The organism is Phocaeicola plebeius (assembly GCF_003437535.1).
Taxonomy (GTDB): Bacteria; Bacteroidota; Bacteroidia; order Bacteroidales; family Bacteroidaceae; genus Phocaeicola; species Phocaeicola plebeius_A.
Genome location: NZ_QSQT01000001.1, coordinates 56243 through 77741 on the forward strand (window position 1 = coordinate 56243; position 21499 = coordinate 77741).

Sequence of the window (21499 nt, forward strand, 5' to 3'; positions counted from 1 at the left end):
TTTGGAGAGAAACACCTCTTGATATTTAATGGATAATACAATTAATATCCAGGGTTTTGCAAAGCTCGTTTTTCTTCATTGGTCAGAGCTGCTCCACTATTATTGGTAACACCATCCAGATAAGATTGAGGTATTGGGCGATAATAATGTATTGCAGGGTCAAATTCTCCAATTCCACGGCTTACACCATCGTTAAATGCATGCCAACGTGCATCAAGAGTTTTTGTGCGTGCTAGGTCTTCCCATCTATATCCTTCGCCACAAAGTTCACGTGTACGTTCGTTCAACAAGAAGCACATCATTTTTTCTGCATTGCTAGTGCAATTCAGAGCGTGATAGATAGGTGCATCTGTTTGAGAATTATATACATCGTTTACGCTGTTCAGGTGCATGCCTGAAAGAGATGACTGTGCATTGTAAACACTTTCCTGTCCTTCCAGGTTATTAGATTCATAATAAGTGTTCTGTTCAGAATAGATGGCTCCGTCAGCAGAGTAACCTCCTCCTTTTCCAGCGCAGTAAGTATTGGTTTTATAAGCTTGTCCACCATCGATATGTACTCCACGATTCTCATTTACTTTGTAAGCTGCACGATCACGCAGTATATTAATCCAGGCAATTGCATCGGCATAATGGCTTTCTCCCTTACGAATATAAGCTTCTGCAACCATTAATACGTCATCTGCTGAACGAGCCAGAATTGCGTCTCTGGTTCCAAATTGTGAAGCGATTGAATTACGATAACCGTCACGGAATTTTGATAGTGCTACAGAGCGTTTGTGAGGAATAATGGAATAATAGTTACCAGTATGTGTGGTTCCTGTGTTCCAGTTTTGACTTTCGCCTGCAAAGTATCTAACAAAAGTATGAGTGTTGCAAAGCTGTCCATTTTTTAATACTTTACCTTCAACTGTAACGGGTTCACCTGTTTCTTCATTTATTTCTTCATAATTGCTGAAACGAGTATCACCGGGATTGTTTACAATATATCGAATTCCGACATCGCCTGCTTTAAAGCGTTTGCCATCTTTTTGGGCTCCTGCGGGTGCTTTTCCGCTAGCAATATCTTTTGCTGTCCATACTGGAGCTCCATTAGTATCATTTGCGCCATAGCACGTAATGAACGATTTCCAGAAACGGGAGTCATTGATACGGTCAAAAACTTGCATGGTATATTCTGTTGCACTGACATAGGAAAATTCGCGACCTCCAGATATATCTCTTTTGGTACCAGCCATATCTTGATATACAGATGGATAATACAGGTGCATCTGATTGCCAAAACGTCCCCATGTGGATTCATCGTTAGAGAACTGCGCAGCCAAAACTACTTCACTTACTTTTTCATTTGCTCCATTGGGCTCTGTATAGTTCCAAAGATCGATGTAATTCTTACATAAAGGATGTTTGTTGAAAACTTCCGTTCCGTAAGTAATAACAGCGTCCAAGTCATCTGCTACATACTGGCTGTTCCATTCTTCGTTTATTTCAGAAGCACGGAATAAGTGAGCCTTAGCCAAATAATGCGCAGCCGCATATTTGGTTATTCTTCCTGTTCCTTCAGAAGCTGTTTCTGGAAGTAACTTATATGCCTCTCCTAAGTCTGAGATGATTTGTTTATATACTTCTTCTGCGCTGTTTCTTCCAAAATTAGTTTCAACATTATTAGAATAAGATAAAACTAGAGGTACACCTCCAAATTGTTTTACCAATTCAAAATAAGCGAATGCTCTCAGGAAGTATCCTTCTCCTAATCTGGTATTATACGTGTCACTATTTTGGTCATAATATTGAGGGATGTTGGTAACAATGATATTTGCTGCTCTGATGAGTGCAAACATATTGTCCCATAAAGGCTGATTGGCACCTGTTTCTGCTGAATTCAGGTCTTTGCTATAATGGTTCCAAGCAGGCATGGTATTATTGGCATCTGTGAATTCATCCACTCCCATGTTATAACATTCAATAGCCCATACATAATTAAATTTGAATTTTAATTTTTCGTATGCTCCTGTTACGAGACCATCCAACCCTTCCTGGGTATTGAAATAGCTTGTATCATATTGTGTAATTTGATCTTCTTCCAAAAAGGAGTCGCTGCATGATGTCATGGCTCCATTTATGGCACTGAGCATTAATGCTGAGAATAATATCTTATTAAGCTTCATAATTTTTTCATTTTTTAGAATCCAATATTCAAACCAATAACAAAACTCTTTATCGTTGTAGCAGATCCGAAAGTCTTGGTATTATTATCATAATTCAATAAATCTGTATCCAGCCAATCGCATGCTTTGTAGATGCTGAAAGGATTCATAGCTTGTACATAAACCTTTAAATTGTTCAAACCGGTATTCTTCAGTTGTTTTTGGGTAAAGTTATAGCCCAAAGAAATATTACGTACTTTGATGTAAGATCCATCCTGATAATTCATGGATGAGCTGTAGGTGTCTGCTGCTTCACCGTTAGAGCCTGGAGAATAATATGCAGCATTTTCATTTGTGCCTGCAACCCAATAGTCCAGTTTACGCATCATGTAACGTCCGTCTAGACTTGCAGCGCCTTGAGGAACAGTAAATCCCCAGCGTGAAAGAATAAAGAAGGATAATTCAAAATTTTTGTAACTGAACGTATTGTTCCATCCGGCAGTCCAGTCAGGACGTATTTTGCCGACAATCTGACGGTCGTTTGTGGCATCGATTGTTCCGTCATTATTCAAATCTTTTACTTTTATCTGACCTGGTTTACGTCCATATTTTGCTGCTTCAGAAGCTTCTGAGGTTTTCCATATACCATCGTATACATAGTCATAATATACTCCGATTTCTTCACCTACAAACCATCTGTTATTCACGTCTTCTGTTCTTCCATTGGACAACTCATCAATTTGGTTTCTATCCATAGACCATGTGAGAGTAGTGTTCCAAGAAAAATCTTTAGTTTGTACAGGGATTGCATTCAATTGAAGATCAATACCCCAGCCAGAAGTCTTACCTACATTTGCGTATGTAGAACCATATCCATTAGTGATAGGAATTGACATTAACAATAACAAATCATTTGTTTTGGTTTTATAGGCATCGATACTACCAGTCAAACGATTATTCAAGAATCCATAATCAATACCTAAATTGTATTGTGTAGTTCTTTCCCATCCTAAATCAGGATTAGCCATTTTTACAATGTCGTCTGCTGCAAGTGACGGGTCAGAAGGTAAGTATCCTAATGAAGAGTTCTGTTGTCCCCAGTTATAATACATGGCTTGAAGCGGACCTTTGGTTGCATAAGCGCTGATTGCAGCATTACCTGTGACACCAAATCCCAAACGTAATTTTAACTGGCTAAGCCAATTGATGTTTTTCATGAAATCTTCCTGATCAATACGCCATGCCAATGCCATAGAGGGGAAACTTGCCCATTTATGACCAGGAGCTAGCTGTGAGGCACCATCCCAACGCATAGATGCTGTCAGCAAATATTTGTCCATGAAGCCGTAGTTGGCTCGAATCATATAAGATGTCATTTGGGTTTCTGTTAATCCTGTTCCAAAAGAACCAAGTGTACCCGCACTAGCAAGGTTATACCACAATTCTTGAGAAGAGGCTACGTCTGTAGCACGCATGTCTCCCATTTCATAATGATAAGCGGAAGCAGATTGCATTAAAGTTAATCCTAAATTATGCTTTTCTGCAAATTGACGGTTATAATAAATCAAGTTATCTAATGTCCATGAACGTTTCTGCTCATTTTTGTATTGAGCTCTGTTGTTTCCATCTCCATTGATACCATCTGCAGCATTGGCCATTCCTAATGTATAAAACTGGAATTCTGGGCCAAACTGGATACGGTAAGATAAGCCTTTTAAGGGTTCCCAGATTTTCTCAAAATCAACTTGTGCATACATACTGGCATTAGCACGGAATGTACGACGTTGGTTTGTATTATAATTTAATTCACGGATAGGGTTGATGATATTAACATCTCCATTCGGATTACGGATGTATTTTCCATCTTCATCGTAAGGAACAGTCCAGGGCAACATTCCTCTTAATGCTCCGTAGAGGTCACCTGCACCGGTAACTGATTTTGTAAAACTATATCCATAGTCCTGAGTAGAGTAAGATGCATTGATTGATGTTCCCATTTTGAAAAAAGAAATAGGATTGGCATCAAATGATGTCTTTAAGGTATAACGTTCATAGGATTGTCCTGGTTGAGTTCCTTTCTGATTTAGATATCCAAATGAGGCATATCCTTGGAATTTGTCTGTACCTCCAGATGCACTTAATGTATGCTCATGAGTAATACCGGTTTGTTTTCCGTTAGAAGCCCAATCATACGAACCAACTTTTGAAGGGTCGTATGTTCCTCCTGCCCAGGCTTTTTCAATATTTGCCCAAGAAGCGGCTACACTTCCAAAAGCGGCCTGATCGGCTGCATAGTCTGGAGTTGCAGAAGGATAGGATCCCATATTGTACTTGGCTAATCGTGCATAATCTAGCCATTCAGATGCAGACATCATTTGTGTTACATCGTGTAATGTTTCAAATGTGACTGTTCCTGAATAGTTCAGAGAGATTTTTCCTTCTTTCCCTTTTTTGGTAGTGACCAAAATCACACCATTTGCACCACGAGAACCATAGATGGCAGTTGCAGAAGCATCCTTCAAAATGTCAATACTTTCAATGTCGCTAGGATTGATGTTTTCAATACCTCCATTCTGAATAATCATACCGTCGACTACATACAGAGGACTTTGTGCCGCATTAATAGAGCGTACACCACGAATATTAATATCTCCGACTTCGCCAGGACGTTGACTGGAAGTAATGTCCACACCGGCGGTTTTACCTTGCATACCTTCCAGTGCATTTTTAACAGGCATCGCTTTCAATTCTTTTTCTCCGACACGTGCCATCGCACCAGTAACGTCTGACTTTTTCTGCACACCGTAACCTACCACAACAACTTCATCGAGTACTTCAGTGTCTTCTACCATCGTTACATTAAATGTGTTTTTTCCTTGTACCGGAATCACCTGAGTCTTGTAGCCCACGAAGCTGATTTCAAGCGAAGCATTGTTTGGTACATTAGATAAGGTAAACTTACCGTCAAAGTCAGTAATGGTACCGTTGGTAGTTCCTTTTACTACTACGCTCGCACCAATTACAGATTCCCCACTTTTGTCGAGTACAGTTCCCGACACTGTCTTGCCTTGTGCATACGCGCCAATCGCGATGATAGACAACAAGGCCAAGAAGAACAAACGTTGCAGGCTGGAAGCGCAACGCATCAGACTAGAACAATTTCTGTCTTTCATACCTCTAATTTGGTTAAGTTAAACAAAAGTTAGTTTCATTATATCTCTATATTTTGCATCTGCTGTCTCAAATGCGTTGTAAAAGTACGATTGTGCAAGGTTTCAAACAATGTAAAATTGTGTAGATACATGGAAAAATTTGTACAAATACCTTTCAAGAGTTTTTTAAGCCTGCTTTGACATAAAAATCTTTTTTATGTCATATTCATCAAACAATCTTATCATACATATCGCAGGTTTGTTAACAGATTAGAGAATTTAAGTTATTTCATTAACATTCAAACATACAAATTCTCTATATAATTCTTCTTTTCCCTTTGATGTATTCCTTTAAATTTAGGCACAAATTCTCTGTTTCACACTGTGGGATATAAAAACCACAGTGTGGGATACATATTTCACAGTGTGAAATACAAATCCCACACTGTGAAACAGAGTTTTTGCAAAGTAGTTCTGAAAAAATGATTAGAACAAAATAAACTATCAATAAGAATCTTTTTCTTTATGTAAATTTTCATCCATTTAAATCGTATCATTAAAACTATATAAAACGGCAATTTCACATTTTAATCGATTTTAAAAAAAGAACATGATATACCGCTTGAACAAATCAGATCATCTCATATTCATCAATATCAGAATTTTCTAGAAAAAAGAGAACTGTCCAGTACTACCGTCCGTATTTATCTTACTCTGATAAAAGTTATTTGTTTATGTACCAATAATTCCAGTTATAATCTTTATTTTTCCATGTATTCTTACAAGAGATAATGTATTTTTACACAAAATATTTAGATAGTATGAGACTGAGATTTTTATGGATAAGTTTATGTCTGCTGATGGTTATAAGCAGCATTCATGCCGCAGGACGTGAAAAATATAATTTCAACAGTGGCTGGAAGCTAAAAGTCGGTGATATAGCTCAGGCAGAGAGTGTGAGTTATTCTGATACGGAATGGAAGTCGGTTACACTTCCTCATGCATTCAATGAGGATGAGGCTTTCAAACTGAATATCAAGGATCTTACTGATACAATTGTGTGGTATCGGAAACATTTTCGTTTACCTGCTGACGCCAAAGGACGAAAGGTGTTCATCGAATTTGAAGGAGCACGACAAGGAATTGATCTGTATGTGAACGGTCACTTGGTCGGTCAGCATGAAAATGGAGTGATGGCTTTTGGTTTCGACCTTACTGCACTTGTAAAGCCGGGTAAGGAAAATGTTATTGCTGCACGTATTGATAATAATTGGGACTATGCAGAGAAGGCTACTGGCGTGAAGTATCAGTGGAGTAACCGTAATTTTAATGCAAATTACGGAGGTTTACCCAAGAATGTGTGGTTACATGTGACGGATAAGTTATACCAGACCTTACCTTTATATAGTAACCTGCAAACGACAGGTGTCTATATTTACGCGGAAGATATTCAAGTGCGTGCTCGTAAAGCTCGAATTCATGCCGAATCGGAAGTGAAAAATGAAACAAAGAAAAGCCAGACGGTTGGTTATTTGGTGGAGCTTTTTGACCGTGACGGGAAGCTTGTAAAGGCGTTCCGTGGCGCGGAGAAAAGAATTAATCCAGGAGAAAAAATAGTGCTTTCGGCTGAAAGTGAAGTGGAAGGCTTACATTTCTGGAGCTGGGGTTACGGCTATTTGTATACGGTAAAGACAGCTTTGTGTATAGAAGGAAAGAAAACGGATGAGGTAATTACGCGTACAGGTTTTCGAAAGACACGATTTGCCGATGGAAAAGTATGGTTAAACGACCGGGTGATTCAGTTGAAGGGATTTGCCCAGCGAACAAGTAATGAATGGCCTGCTGTGGGAATGTCGGTGCCTGCCTGGTTGAGTGATTACAGCAATGGTCTCATGGTGAAAGCTAATGCTAATTTGGTACGTTGGATGCATGTAACTCCCTGGAAGCAGGATGTAGAGTCATGCGACCGTGTCGGTTTAATTCAGGCCATGCCGGCAGGAGATGCAGAAAAAGATTGCAAAGGACGTCAGTGGGAGCAGCGTAAACTGGTAATGAGGGATGCAATTATCTATAACCGCAACAATCCGAGTATCCTTTTTTATGAATGTGGCAATGAATCAATCAGCCGTGAACACATGCTGGAGATGAAGAAGATACGTGATGAGTTTGATTATCATGGTGGGCGTGCAATCGGTTCTCGTGAGATGCTGGATATTCGTGATGCCGAGTATGGGGGAGAGATGTTGTATATTAACAAAAGTGCGCATCATCCTATGTGGGCCATGGAGTATTGCCGTGATGAAGGCTTGCGCAAGTATTGGGATAATTACTCCTATCCATATCATAAGGATGGAGAAGGAAACAGTGCTTATCATTCTGCGGCTACCGGAAAAACGAAAAAACAGGCAGATGCCAGTGTATACAATCGCAATCAGGACTCTTTCACCATTGAGAATGTGATTCGTTGGTTTGATTACTGGCGTGAACGTCCGGGGACAGGGAAAAGGGTAAGCTCAGGCGGCGCTAAGATTATTTTTTCAGATACAAATACTCATTTTCGTGGAGTAGAAAATTATAGGCGTAGTGGAGATACAGACCCGATGCGTATTCCGAAAGATTCTTATTTCGCTCATCAAGTGATGTGGGACGGATGGGTAGATACGGAAAATCCTCGTTTGCATATCGTAGGACACTGGAATTATGAACCGGGAGTGGTCAAGCCTGTGTATGTGGTTTCTAATACGGATAGTGTGGCGTTATTTTTAAACGGAAAACCAATGGGACAGGCTCAGTGTGACTATCATTTCTTGTTTACTTTTGATAAAATCGCCTTCACTCCTGGAGTATTGGAAGCTGTGGGGTACAATGACGGAAAAGAAGCTGCGCGTATGCAGTTAAGAACCGCAGGTAAACCAGCTAAATTGAAATTAGCTGCCATTCAGCATCCGAAAGGATGGAAAGCCGATGGATCCGATTTGGTGTTGTTGCAAGTGGAGGTTGTCGATGCGGAAGGGAATCGTTGTCCGCTGGCGAACGATTTGATTCATTTTACGGTAGAAGGTCCGGCAGAATGGCGAGGAGGTATAGCGCAAGGCCCGGATAATTATATCTTGTCGGAAAAACTTCCTGTGGAATGTGGGGTGAACCGTGCGTTATTGCGCTCGTCTGTTACAGCAGGGAAGGTGGTTGTACGAGCTGAAGCAGAAGGATTGGCTTCCGCCTCATTAGAACTGGTTTCTTCTCCTGTAGAAGTACAAAACGGACTGAGTACATACATTCCTGGAGATGATTTGGAAGGAAGTTTAGATCGTGGAGAAACACCTTTGTCTCCTTCTTATATAGATCGTGCGGTGGATGTGGCTGTGCTCTCTGCAGAGGCCGGAATAAATACGGAGGAAGCTTGTAAGAGTTTTGATGACAATGAATTGAGTGAATGGAAAAATGATGGAAAAGCTTCCACTGCATGGATTAAATATCACCTTGAAAGGGTAGCGCGTGTGGATGAGATATGTATGAAACTTACAGGATGGCGTATGCGTAGTTATCCTTTGGAAATTTATGCGGGCGATGAGTTGATTTGGAGCGGAGAAACTGAAAAAAGTCTGGGTTACGTTCATCTGAAAGTGAAACCGATTCCTGCTTCTGAAATAACTATCCGGTTGAAGGGTTCAAGTAAAGAGGATGATGCCTTTGGACAGATTGTGGAAGTGGCTGCTCCAGTAGCCAATGAATTAGATTTGTTTAAGGCGAAAGATGGAGATAAAACCAATCATGAACTTCGTATTGTAGAAGTTGAATTTAAGGAAAACCTGAACAGATAGCAAGCTGTGGAAAAATATAAGTGGGGAAAAGCAGGCACTTCATGCCTGCTTTTCCCCGCTGTTGTCTTGAGGGTTATTTTACTTCGATTTGTATCTTTCCTGATTTCAGCCCTTTTGCAGTGACTTGTAACTCAAGAACTCCTGCTTCTTTTCCTGATTGCACAATTGTAGTCAGCATGCCGTTGAAGGCGTGCATCTGAGGCAGGTGGAACAAATCCAGACAAGTTGGGTCTCCATTGGCTGAGGCCTTGTAGCTTCCGGCTCCTTTTACTTTAAATTTCACCAAGCGCATGTCTGTGGGGCAGAGATTTCCGTCTTTGTCCACAACACGTACGGTTACGTATGCCAACTCTTTTCCGTCGGCTGTGAGTGACTGGCGTGAAGAAACCAATTCAATATGATGTGGTTTTCCAGCCGTGCGGATGATTTTTTCAGCTTTGGCTGTGCCATGCTCATCGTATGCTACAACTTTTACTTCTCCTGGTTCGTAAATAGCGTTGTGCCACATCAGGCGGTAACGGTTTTCTACGCTTTGGTTGTTCTTCGTCTGTTTTCCATAACTTTTTCCGTTGATGAAAAGTTCGGCTGTCGGATAATTGGTATAGACAAATACGGGTACTTCTTTTCCTTCTCTGCCTTCCCAGTTCCAATGAGGGAGAATATGAAGTGTTTCAGCTTGCTTGTTCCATACGCTGCGGTATAAATAGTACCGGTCTTTGGGCAAGGAAGCTAAGTCAATAATACCGAACATGGAGCTGTGGTTGGGCCATGCGTCTGTATCGTATGGACTAGGTTCGCCCAAGTAATCAAAGCCTGTCCAGACAAATTGCCCCAAAGTCCATTGGTAGTCATCAGCCAGAGCAAAGTCTATATCGGGAATATTAGACCAGGAGCAGTATTCTAGGTCGTAAGAAGAAGACTGATGGTCTTCGTATTTGGCATCGGCTTTACGTTCTGCCGGGAATTTATATACACCGCGTGAGCTGACGGTAGAAGAGGTTTCTGAGCCTAACACCAGGTTCTGGGGCAATCGTTGGTAGGCTTCTTCATAACGGTGTGCGCGATAATTGAATCCAGGAATGTCGAGCATAGCCGCAAATCCGTTGTCGAGTACACAACTAACCTGGTCCATGCCGCAGGTAACCGGACGGGTAGGGTCTTCCCGATGGCAAATGTCTTGCAGGAACTTGGCTACTTTGTATCCTTCACTGCTGCATTGGGTGGGCACTTCATTACCGATGCTCCACATCACTACACAGGGGTTATTCCGGTATTGCCGTAGCATATTTACCATGTCCTTTTCGGCCCATTCGTTGAAATAGCGGTGGTATCCGTTTTCGCATTTGGCAATGTCCCATTCATCGAAAGGTTCAATCATCATCATGAATCCCATTTCATCGCAGAGTCTGACAAGTTCGGGTGCCGGCATGTTGTGTGCAGTACGAATGGCATCGCAACCCATGTCTTTCAATAGTGTAAGCTGGTGGCGTAGGGCAGATACGTTGATGGCAGCTCCCAAAGGACCTAAATCGTGGTGGTTGCACACCCCCTGGAATTTACGGTGCTGGCCGTTCAGGAAAAAGCCTTTGTCGGCTACAAATTCGATGGAACGGATACCAAAGCGGGTGGTATAAGTATCTGTAAGCTCTCCGTTGGCATAGATTTTAGATACAGCCTGATATAGGAACGGTGTTTCGGGCGACCACAATTGTGGGTTTTCCACAATGAAATTTTGTGTAAACGGCTGTCTGTGATTGATGCGTCCGCTGTTTTTCTTGAAAGAAACTCTTTTTCCGTTCGGGTCTAGAATTTCTGTTTCTATGGTAATTTCTTCTTTTCCTGCATTCTGTAAAGAGGTACGAAGGCAAACCGAAGCATAGTCATTAGCAACGTGTGGGGTGGTAATCTGTGTACCCCATACCGGTACATGTATTTTTTCTGCAGTAATGAGATGGACATTCCGGTAAAGTCCAGCTCCCGGATACCAGCGGGAAGATTGAGGACGGTTTTCCAGACGTACAGCCAATACATTATCTTTTCCTTCTTTGTGCAGAAGCTCAGTAATGTCACAATGGAAGGAATTGTAACCGAAAGGCCAGAAGCAGGCTTCCTTTCCATTGACATACACACGGGCTTCACTCATGGCTCCATCAAAAACCAGTGTTGTCTTTTTATCAGGGTCTGCATCGAAACGGGTGCGATACCATCCCACTCCCACATAAGGAAGTCCTCCGGTACGTCCGGTCTTGACAGATGCCTGTTTCTCCAAGTTCTGAGTAATGGCTACATTTTGTAAATCATTATTACGGTCAAACGGTCCATAAATGGCCCAGTCGTGTGGAATACAGACAGATTCCCATTGAGAATCATTAAATGAAATAGTTTCAGCTCCATTGGCTTCTCCTTTGTGGAATTTCCAGCCGGTTTCCAAGAGTTGTTCATGTCGCTGTGCGTTGAGACTGCATACACTACAGAGGATAGTAGCGAGCAGAAAGAATTTACGGATGTGCATAGATTTCTAAGATTAGGTTCTCATTTATCAAGCAAAGATAAACTTTTCGTTCGAAACTATCCTTATTTATTCCTGAACTCTTACTATATTTGCGGAGAAATTGGAGAAATACGTAATAATCAATCATATAATATTTCGCTATGGAATATAATTTCAGAGAAATTGAGAAGAAGTGGCAGCAGAGATGGGTGGAACGCAAGACCTATAAAGTTGTCGAAGATGAATCCAAGAAAAAGTTCTACGTGTTGAACATGTTCCCTTATCCGTCGGGAGCAGGACTTCACGTAGGTCATCCACTGGGATACATTGCCAGTGATATTTATGCACGCTACAAACGTTTGCAAGGATTCAATGTGTTGAATCCGATGGGATATGATGCATACGGTTTGCCGGCTGAACAGTACGCCATTCAGACCGGACAGCATCCGGCCGTTACTACCGCAGCTAACATTGCACGTTATCGTGAGCAGTTGGACAAGATTGGCTTTTCGTTCGACTGGGATCGTGAGGTACGTACGTGCGAACCTGGATATTATCACTGGACACAGTGGGCTTTCCAGAAAATGTTCAACAGCTTCTATTGCAATTCATGCCAGAAAGCACAGCCTATCAGCAAGCTGATTGCTCATTTTGAGGCTGAAGGAACAAAAGGGCTGGACGTGGCATGCAGCGAAGAACTGAATTTTACTGCAGAAGAATGGAAAGCTAAGACAGAAAAGGAACAGCAGGAAATCCTGATGAATTACCGTATCGCTTACTTAGGAGAAACCATGGTAAACTGGTGTCCGGCATTGGGTACGGTATTGGCAAACGATGAAGTAGTAGACGGGGTATCTGAACGTGGAGGACATCCGGTGGTGCAGAAAAAGATGCGTCAGTGGTGTTTGCGTGTGTCTGCTTATGCACAGCGTTTGCTTGACGGATTGGAAACGGTAGACTGGACAGATTCTTTGAAAGAGACTCAGCGTAACTGGATTGGCCGTTCAGAAGGTACTGAAGTACGTTTCAAGGTAAAAGACAGCGATTTGGAATTTACCATCTTTACTACACGTGCCGATACGATGTTCGGTGTGACTTTCATGGTACTTGCACCTGAAAGTGAATTGGTACCGATGCTGACAACCGAAGCACAGCGTGCAGAAGTTGAGGCTTATTTGGACCGTACAAAGAAGCGTACAGAACGTGAGCGTATTGCTGACCGTCGTGTAACGGGTGTGTTCAGTGGTTCGTATGCAGTAAATCCGTTTACAGGAGAATCTGTTCCTGTATGGATCAGTGATTATGTTTTGGCTGGTTATGGAACAGGAGCCATCATGGCGGTACCTGCGCACGATAGTCGTGACTATGCATTTGCCAAGCATTTCAACTTGCCGATTGTACCGCTGGTAGAAGGTTGTGACGTAAGCGAAGAAAGTTTCGATGCGAAGGAAGGAATCGTTTGCAACTCTCCGAAAGCGGGGGGAACTCCTTATTGCGATTTGACGCTGAATGGCCTGACTATCAAAGAAGCCATTGCTGCTACCAAGAAATATGTGAAAGAGCATAATCTGGGCCGTGTGAAAGTCAACTTCCGTTTGCGTGATGCGATTTTCTCTCGCCAGCGTTATTGGGGTGAACCGTTCCCGGTATATTACAAGGACGGCATGCCGTATATGATTGACGAAAGCAAGCTTCCGCTGGAACTTCCTGAGGTCGCTAAGTTCTTGCCTACAGAAAGCGGAGAACCTCCTTTGGGACACGCAACCCGTTGGGCGTGGGATGTAGCCAAAGGTGAAGTAGTAGAAAACACGAAGATTGATAACGTGAATGTATTCCCTCTGGAATTGAATACCATGCCGGGATTTGCCGGTTCCAGCGCATATTATTTGCGTTACATGGATCCGCATAACAATGAAGCGCTGGTTTCTGAGAAGGCAGACCATTACTGGCAGAATGTAGACCTTTATGTAGGAGGTACGGAACATGCTACCGGTCACTTGATTTATTCTCGTTTCTGGAATAAATTCCTATTCGACTTAGGCATCAGCATCAAGGAAGAACCGTTCCAAAAACTGGTGAATCAGGGAATGATTCAGGGACGAAGCAACTTTGTATATCGTATCAAGGATACCAATACTTTTGTGTCATTGGGATTGAAAGACCAGTATGAAGTAACTCCGTTGCACGTAGATGTAAACATTGTATCGAATGATGTACTGGATGTGGAAGCCTTCAAGAACTGGCGTCCGGAATACCATAATGCAGAGTTTATTTTGGAAGATGGCAAGTATATCTGTGGTTGGGCGGTTGAAAAGATGAGTAAGTCCATGTATAACGTGGTGAACCCGGATATGATTGTAGAACGTTATGGAGCAGATACATTGCGTATGTATGAAATGTTCCTTGGCCCGGTAGAACAGTCTAAGCCATGGGATACCAATGGTATTGACGGAGTACACCGCTTCCTGAAGAAACTTTGGAATTTGTTCTATGACCGTCAGGGTGCTTTCTTGCCTGTTGAAGGAGAAGCTACCAAAGAAGAACTGAAAGCCATTCATAAACTGATTAAGAAGGTGACAGGAGATATTGAGACCTTCTCTTACAACACTTCTATCAGTGCCTTTATGATTTGTGTCAATGAATTGACTTCATTGAAATGTCGCAACAAGGCTGTGATGAGCAATCTGGTTGTGCTTCTGGCTCCGTTTGCTCCGCATTTGGCAGAAGAATTGTGGGAAGCTTTGGGCAATACCTCTTCTGTATGCGATGCACATTGGCCGGAATTCAATGAGGAATATTTGAAAGAAGACAGTGTAAAATATACTATTTCTTTCAATGGTAAGGCTCGCTTTACAATGGAGTTCCCTGCCGATGCAGATAATAATACCATCCAGGCTGCTGTACTGGCTGAAGAACAGTCACAGAAGTGGATTGAGGGCAAGACTCCGAAGAAGGTGATTATTGTACCGAAGAAAATTGTAAACATTGTACTTTAGCCTATTAAATGCTCGTCCGGAATGAACAGGAGGTACCTCCTGTTCATTCCGGATTGTTTTTTATTGTCTATGGAAGCTTTATTAAAGAAAAAGTTGGGCCGGGAGTCCAGAGACTATTTGGCCATAACCTTCGGGCTGATTTGTTATTCCATTGGCTGGGCTGCATTTATGCTTCCCTATCAGATTACTACCGGAGGGGTAACGGGTATTGCGGCAATTATCTATTATGCCACAGGCATAGAGATTCAGGTCTCTTATTTTGTGATTAATGCTATATTCCTGGGTTTTGCCTTGAAAATTTTAGGGCCTAAATTTAGTATTAAGACCATCTTTGCCATTTTTATGCTGACCTTCCTGCTCTGGTTCTTTCAGATGATTTTAAAAGATGAGAGTGGAAACCTTCCTCAGTTGCTAGGTCCTGGTCAGGATTTTATGGCTTGTGTGATAGGTGCTGGTCTGCTGGGTTTTGGAATTGGTATCGTATTCTGTAACAATGGAAGTACGGGTGGAACGGATATTATAGCCTGGATTATTAATAAATATAAGGATGTTACGCTGGGGCGGATGATGATGTATTGTGACATCGTAATCATTTCATCCTGTTATTTTATTTTTCACGACTGGCGTAGGGTGTTGTTCGGCTTTTGTGTCTTGTTTGTGATGAGTATCGTCATTGACTATGTGATTAACAGTACGCGTCAGTCTGTGCAGTTCTTGATATTCTCACGCAAATATGAGGAAATAGCCGAGGGGATTGCGACAAAGATTGATCGTGGGGTGACTTTACTTGATGGAAAAGGATGGTACAGCAAACAGGAAATAAAGGTAGTAGTGGTTTTGGCTAAAAAACGGGAATCACTCGATATCTTCCGGTTAGTAAAGGATATTGATCCGAATGCCTTCATTTCACAAAGCAATGTAGTTGGAGTATATGGTGAAGGCTTTGATAAGCTTAAAGTAAAATAAACTTTTCCCTTAAAAAACTAAAATAAAATAAGTTTTTTCGATTAATTTGGCTTATCGGAAAAACTTATTTTATTTTGTATCTGATATTACGATACTTGAATCTATAACGTGAAAAATATGTCAAAAGTCACTCTGATGATGTTACTGGCCTTTTTACTGACTTATGGAAATCATGCGTCGGGCAGTAGTTTATCTCAAATCCATCAGCTGCATGCTGGATGGGAATTTTCAATGTACGGTACTAATGAATGGTTGTCTGCACAGGTGCCGGGCACGGTGCATCAGGACCTGATAGCTCATGATAAATTGCCTGATCCTTTTTATGGCATGAATGAGCAGAAAATACAATGGGTAGAAAAGGAAGACTGGTTGTATCGCACTTCATTTGTATTGACAGAAGAGCAGCTGCATCATGAAGGGGTGTATTTGGTTTTTGAAGGGCTTGATACCTATGCAGATGTTTTCTTAAACGGTTCTTTGCTGCTGAAAGCAGATAATATGTTTGTGGGGTATCGGGTTCCTGTCAAGTCTGTTTTAAGAAAAGGAGAAAACAAGCTTGTAGTACGTTTCCGTTCGCCCATTCGGGAAGCGATGCCACAATGGGAGAGTAACGGGTTTGATTATCCGGCTGATAATGATCATTATCCACAGAAGCTAAGTATTTTTACTCGTAAGGCACCTTATTCCTATGGATGGGACTGGGGTATCCGTATGGTGACTTGTGGCATTTGGCGGCCGGTGTATCTGCAGTTTGCGGATCGGGCGGTAGTGGAAGATTATTTCGTGCACCAGCAGTCAGTCAGCGCCGAACGGGCAGAGGTAGACAATCGCTTAGAAATAAACAATATTAGCAATCATACACAGCAGGCTGTGGTACGTGTGACGTACAGTTATACGGGTGAACCAGATAAGAACGTGGAGCAGACGGTGGAATTGCAGCCGGGACTTAATCATATTTCTCTTCCTGTAACAGTGGAGCAGCCACATTTGTGGATGCCTAACGGTTGGGGAGAGCCTGCGTTGTATATGTTTGAGGCTTCAGTGTCGGTAGACGGGCAGGTGGTGTCACAGAAGAGTCACCAGATTGGCCTGCGTTCGATACGTGTAGTGCAGGAGGAAGACAAGGACGGCCAGAGTTTCTACTTCGAAGTGAACGGGGTACCGATGTTTGCCAAGGGTACGAACCTGATTCCGTCGGATGCGCTGCTGCCGCGTGTTACGCGCCAGCGCTACAGCCGTTTGTTGGAGGATGTGCAGTCATCCAATATGAATATGATTCGTGTGTGGGGTGGCGGTATCTATGAGGACGATGCGTTCTTTGAGGAAGCCGATAGGCGCGGCATTCTGGTGTGGCAGGACTTCATGTTCGCTTGCACCACTTATCCCCATGACCCGGCCTTTCTGCGTCGTGTAGAAGCGGAAGCGGAATATAACATTCATCGTCTGCGCAACCATGCGTCGCTGGCCATGTGGTGCGGTAATAACGAGATATACGAGGGTATACGCTACTGGGGATGGGAGGAGAAATATTCGTCCGAGGTCTATCAGCAGATGCAGGAGGGATACGACGTGCTGTTCCGTCAGCTTTTGCCGCAGAAGGTGAAAGAATTTGATCCGGGGCGCTTCTACCTGGAAGGCTCGCCGCTGGAGGCCAACTGGGGCAGACCGGAGAGCTGGAAGGTGGGCGACAGCCATAACTGGGGCACGTGGTACGGTCAGAAGCCTTTCGAGAGTTTAGATAAGGAGATACCGCGTTTCATGAGCGAGTACGGCTTTCAGGCCTTTCCGGAGATGAAGACCATCCGCACCTTTGCTTCGCCCGAGGATTATGAGCTGGAGTCGCCCGTAATGAATGCGCATCAGAAGAGCACGATAGGGAATGCCTTGATTAAGAAAACCATGAGCCTGTATTATCCGGTGCCGGAGAAGTTTGAAGACCTGGTGTACGTGGGGCTGGTGCTGCAGGGCCACGGCATGCGCCGGGGCATGGTGGCGCACCGCCGCAATCGTCCGTACTGCATGGGCAGCTTGCCCTGGCAGCTGAACGACAGCTGGCCCGTGGTGTCGTGGTCGGCCATCGATTATTACGGCAACTGGAAGGCCATGCAGTATCACACGCGCCGTGCCTTTGCGCCCGTGCTGGTGGATGCCATCCGCCAGGGCGACAAGCTGCGCTTTTATGTGCTGTCCGACTGCCTGCAGACGGAGAACGTGACGCTGCACCTGGCGCTGACGGACTTTCAGGGAAGGGTGATGCGCCGCCATCGGGTGGAAGGGATGCTGCCGGTAAATGCTTCGGAGGTGTTCTTTGAAGAAGACTGGCAGAAGGCGTTTGAGGGCTGTGACACTACGGCTTCGTTCATCCGCATGACGCTCAGGGGTGCGGACGGAAAGAAGGTACTTTCGGACGAGGTGTTCTATCCGATGTATCCCAAGGAGCAACGCCTGCCTAGGGCTGAAATTGCCTGCCGTAAGGTGAAGAAGGGCGGGGTGGTGGAACTGACGCTGAAATCGCGTGTGCTGGCGCGCGACGTGTTCGTGGAGGTGCCCTTGCAGGGGGCGCGTTTCTCCGACAATTTCTTCGACCTGCTGCCGGGCGAGACGAAGCGCATCACGGTGTCTTCGGCCGACGGTTCTCCGCTGGAGGACGTTTCCGTGGTGATTCACCAGCTGGCCGATGTGAGGGAATAAAATCTGATTACTAATCTTTTATATGTATTGATTATGAAACCATTTTCAAAAATGAATTGTATGGGGCTGGCATTTGCCGGAATGCTGATGGCCTCGTGTGCGGACAGTCCGACGGCGGTGGCCGACTATCAGGTGGTGCCCATGCCGCTGGAGATTACGGCGGCATCGCAGGGTTCGTTCCTGCTGAAGAGCGGGGAAACTATCTGCTATACGGCAGGGAATGAAAAGATGAAGAAGAACGCCGAGTTCCTGGCGGCTTTTATCAAGGAACAGACCGGCATCGCGCTGAAGGTGGCGGAAGGTGATGGGGAAGAGGGCATCGTGCTCCGCCTGGGGCTGGAGGCTGATTCTCCGGAAGCGTACCGGCTGAAGGTGGACGACCGCAAGGTGGAGATTTCCGCTCCTTCGGAAGCGGGTGTGTTCTATGGCATCCAGACGCTCCGCAAGTCGGTGTCGGTGCATGAGGGGGCCGGAGCAGTGGAACTGCCGGCAGTGGAAATCAACGACTCGCCGCGCTTCAGCTACCGTGGTATGATGCTCGATGTGGGCCGTCACATGTTCAGCATGGATGAAATCAAGACGTACATCGACATGCTGGCCTTGCACAACATCAACCGCTTCCACTGGCATCTGTCGGAAGACCAGGGATGGCGTATCGAAATCAAGAAGTATCCCAAGCTGACGGAAATCGGCTCCAAACGCAGCGAGACGGTGATCGGACGTAACTCGGGTGAGTATGACGGCAAGCCTTACGGCGGTTTCTATACGCAGGAACAGGCCCGGGAAATCGTGGCTTACGCGGCAGAACGCTATATCACGGTCATTCCGGAAATCGACCTTCCGGGTCACATGCAGGCGGCGCTGGCGGCTTATCCGGAACTGGGATGTACGGGCGGTCCGTATGAAGTATGGCGCATGTGGGGTATTTCCGACAACGTGCTTTGTGCGGGTAACGACAAGACCATCCAGTTCATCAAGGATGTGCTGGCGGAAATCATCGACATCTTCCCGTCGGAATACATCCATGTGGGTGGCGACGAATGTCCGAAGGTGAAGTGGGAGACTTGTCCGAAGTGTCAGGCACGTATCAAGGCGCTGGGCATCAAGGGCGACAGCAAGCACTCGAAGGAGGAATACCTGCAGAGCTACGTGATACACGAGGCCGAGAAGTTCCTCACCGAGAACGGACGCAGCATGATTGGCTGGGATGAAATCCTGGAAGGCGGTCTGGCTCCGAATGCCACGGTGATGTCGTGGAGAGGGGAAGCCGGTGGCATTGAAGCGGCCCGTCAGCAGCACAATGTCATCATGACGCCGAACACGTACCTGTATTTCGACTATTATCAGGCAAAGGATACGGACAGTGAACCGCTGGCCATCGGCGGCTATCTGCCTATGGAACGGGTGTACAGCTACGAACCGATGCCGTCTGCCCTTTCTCCGGAAGAACAGAAGTTCATTACCGGTGTGCAGGCGAATCTCTGGACGGAATATATCCCGACCATGGCACAGGCACAGTACATGGTATTGCCGCGTATGGCTGCGCTTTGTGAAACGCAGTGGAGCGCTCCTGAAAAGAAGCAGGATTATCAGGGATTCCTGAAACGTACGGCTCGTCTGACAAAGATTTATCAGCTGAAGGGATGGAACTACGCGACGCATATCTTCGATGTGAATGTGAACATCGCTCCCAACACGGAAACGGGCAAGCTGGATGTAACGGCAAGCACCATCGACGATGCACCTGTGTACTATACCCTCGACGGTACGGAACCTACCACTGCTTCGTCCAAGTATGAAAACGGACTGACCATTGATGCGGCATGTGTGCTGCGCATGATGGCCGTGCGTCCGGAAGGCAACTCGCGCATTACGCGTGACAGCATTGCGTTCAGCAAGTCTACGGCGAAACCTATCACTATGTTGCAGCCTATCAATAAGCCTTACGAGTTTAAGGGTGCCACTACGCTGGTAGACGGTATGACGGGCGACCGCAACTACAAGACCGGACGCTGGATTGCTTTCTACAAGAATGACATGGAGGCGGTGATCGACTTGAAGGAGGCTACCGAAATCAGTTCCATGACCCTGCGCACTTGCGTGGAAAAGGGCGACTGGACGTTTGATACCAGAGGCATTACCGTAGAGGTGTCGGACGACAACAAGACTTTCAAGAAAGTGGCTTCGGAAGCTTATCCGGCTATGAAGGAAACGGATGCCAACCAGATTTATACCCATACCCTGACGTTTGACCCGGTAAAGACCCGTTACGTGAAGGTAACGGCCTTGTCCGAAAAGAATATCCCGGCATGGCACGGCGGCAAGGGCAATCCCGGATTCTTGTTTGTAGATGAAATCGTATTGAACTGATGGCGCATAGCCTTCGTGATAAAGGCCTGGTCTCCTGAGGGAAGATCAGGCTTTTTTTATCGGCTTTTTGGGGCCGTTAGTTGAAATACTGTCGGGCGATGTGTATCTTTGCGCAGAAATGTATAATTGTCAAGAAAAAGTTCAACATGAAAAAGAAACTGGTTTTTGCTACTAACAATGCCCATAAACTGGAGGAAATACGTGCCATTCTGGGAGATAAAGTGAAAGTGCTGAGTTTGAAAGATATCCGTTGTGAGGCCGATATTCCGGAAACGGCGGATACGCTGGAGGGAAATGCCGCGCTGAAGGCGGAATATATTCATGCGCATTATGGCATGGATTGCTTTGCCGACGATACCGGTCTGGAGGTGGAAGCGCTGGACGGGGCTCCCGGAGTGTATTCGGCGCGTTATGCGGGCGGTGAAGGTCACGACTCGGAAGCCAACATGAAGAAGCTGCTGGCAGAACTGAAAGGCAAGGAGAACCGGAAGGCGCAGTTCCGCACGGCCATCTGCCTGATAGAAGGAGGAGAAAAGCACTTGTTCGAAGGCATTGTGAAGGGAGAAATCATCCGGGAGAAAAAAGGAAGCTCCGGCTTCGGCTACGACCCGGTGTTCGTGCCGGAAGGCTATGCCGAGACTTTTGCGGAGATGGGGGCTGAAGAAAAGAACAGGATCAGTCACCGGGCAAGAGCCGTACAGAAGTTGTGTGACTATCTGAACAGTAAATAAAGCAGAAAAAAGGCTGTGGATTATTTCTACAAATGTGCAGAAATTCCACAGCCTTTTCTTTTTCTTAATCGCGTGTAACTTTCTTGTAATCAATTTTTTAAAAATTAAAGTATAAAAAGGCTGTTTTTGGCGTG

General features: G+C 44.7%; 10 protein-coding genes. 7 read left to right on the top strand and 3 right to left on the bottom strand.

Features of this window, described 5'->3' with window-relative positions; translation table 11 throughout:
- Positions 1-41: 41 nt before the first annotated feature.
- Both DXD04_RS00255 and DXD04_RS00260 read right to left on the bottom strand, forming a co-directional pair.
- Positions 42-2168 (bottom strand): RagB/SusD family nutrient uptake outer membrane protein, encoded by a 2127-nt coding sequence (locus tag DXD04_RS00255; RefSeq protein ID WP_117669961.1) that lies wholly within the window; start codon positions 2166-2168, stop codon positions 42-44.
- Positions 2169-2182: 14 nt separating this feature from the next.
- On the bottom strand, positions 2183-5320 hold the full coding sequence (locus DXD04_RS00260; RefSeq protein ID WP_117669963.1) for a SusC/RagA family TonB-linked outer membrane protein: 3138 nt from the start codon (positions 5318-5320) through the stop codon (positions 2183-2185).
- Between the two features lie 594 nt (positions 5321-5914).
- On the opposite strand from DXD04_RS00260, the gene DXD04_RS17080 reads away from it, so the two are divergent.
- Positions 5915-6091 (top strand): hypothetical protein, encoded by a 177-nt coding sequence (locus tag DXD04_RS17080; protein ID WP_409034789.1) that lies wholly within the window; start codon positions 5915-5917, stop codon positions 6089-6091.
- 29 nt (positions 6092-6120) lie between these two features.
- Positions 6121-9120 (top strand): glycoside hydrolase family 2 protein, encoded by a 3000-nt coding sequence (locus DXD04_RS00265; RefSeq protein WP_117669965.1) that lies wholly within the window; start codon positions 6121-6123, stop codon positions 9118-9120.
- A 73-nt stretch (positions 9121-9193) separates the two neighbouring features.
- On the opposite strand, the gene DXD04_RS00270 is transcribed toward DXD04_RS00265, so the two are convergent.
- A complete protein-coding gene (locus DXD04_RS00270) occupies positions 9194-11632 on the bottom strand; it encodes a glycoside hydrolase family 2 TIM barrel-domain containing protein (RefSeq protein WP_117669967.1) in 2439 nt (812 codons plus the stop codon).
- 140 nt (positions 11633-11772) lie between these two features.
- On the opposite strand from DXD04_RS00270, the gene leuS reads away from it, so the two are divergent.
- From leuS to DXD04_RS00295, 5 genes are all read left to right on the top strand, one after another.
- A complete protein-coding gene (gene leuS, locus DXD04_RS00275) occupies positions 11773-14607 on the top strand; it encodes a leucine--tRNA ligase (RefSeq protein WP_117669969.1) in 2835 nt (944 codons plus the stop codon).
- Between the two features lie 69 nt (positions 14608-14676).
- Positions 14677-15573: a YitT family protein gene (locus tag DXD04_RS00280; protein WP_117669971.1), complete on the top strand. Its 897-nt coding sequence runs from the start codon at positions 14677-14679 to the stop codon at positions 15571-15573.
- A gap of 117 nt (positions 15574-15690) precedes the next feature.
- Positions 15691-18264 (top strand): beta-mannosidase, encoded by a 2574-nt coding sequence (locus DXD04_RS00285; RefSeq protein WP_117670193.1) that lies wholly within the window; start codon positions 15691-15693, stop codon positions 18262-18264.
- A 33-nt stretch (positions 18265-18297) separates the two neighbouring features.
- Positions 18298-20634 (top strand): glycoside hydrolase family 20 protein, encoded by a 2337-nt coding sequence (locus DXD04_RS00290; protein WP_117669973.1) that lies wholly within the window; start codon positions 18298-18300, stop codon positions 20632-20634.
- A 146-nt stretch (positions 20635-20780) separates the two neighbouring features.
- On the top strand, positions 20781-21365 hold the full coding sequence (locus tag DXD04_RS00295; RefSeq protein WP_117670195.1) for a non-canonical purine NTP diphosphatase: 585 nt from the start codon (positions 20781-20783) through the stop codon (positions 21363-21365).
- The last annotated feature ends 134 nt before the right edge of the window (positions 21366-21499 follow it).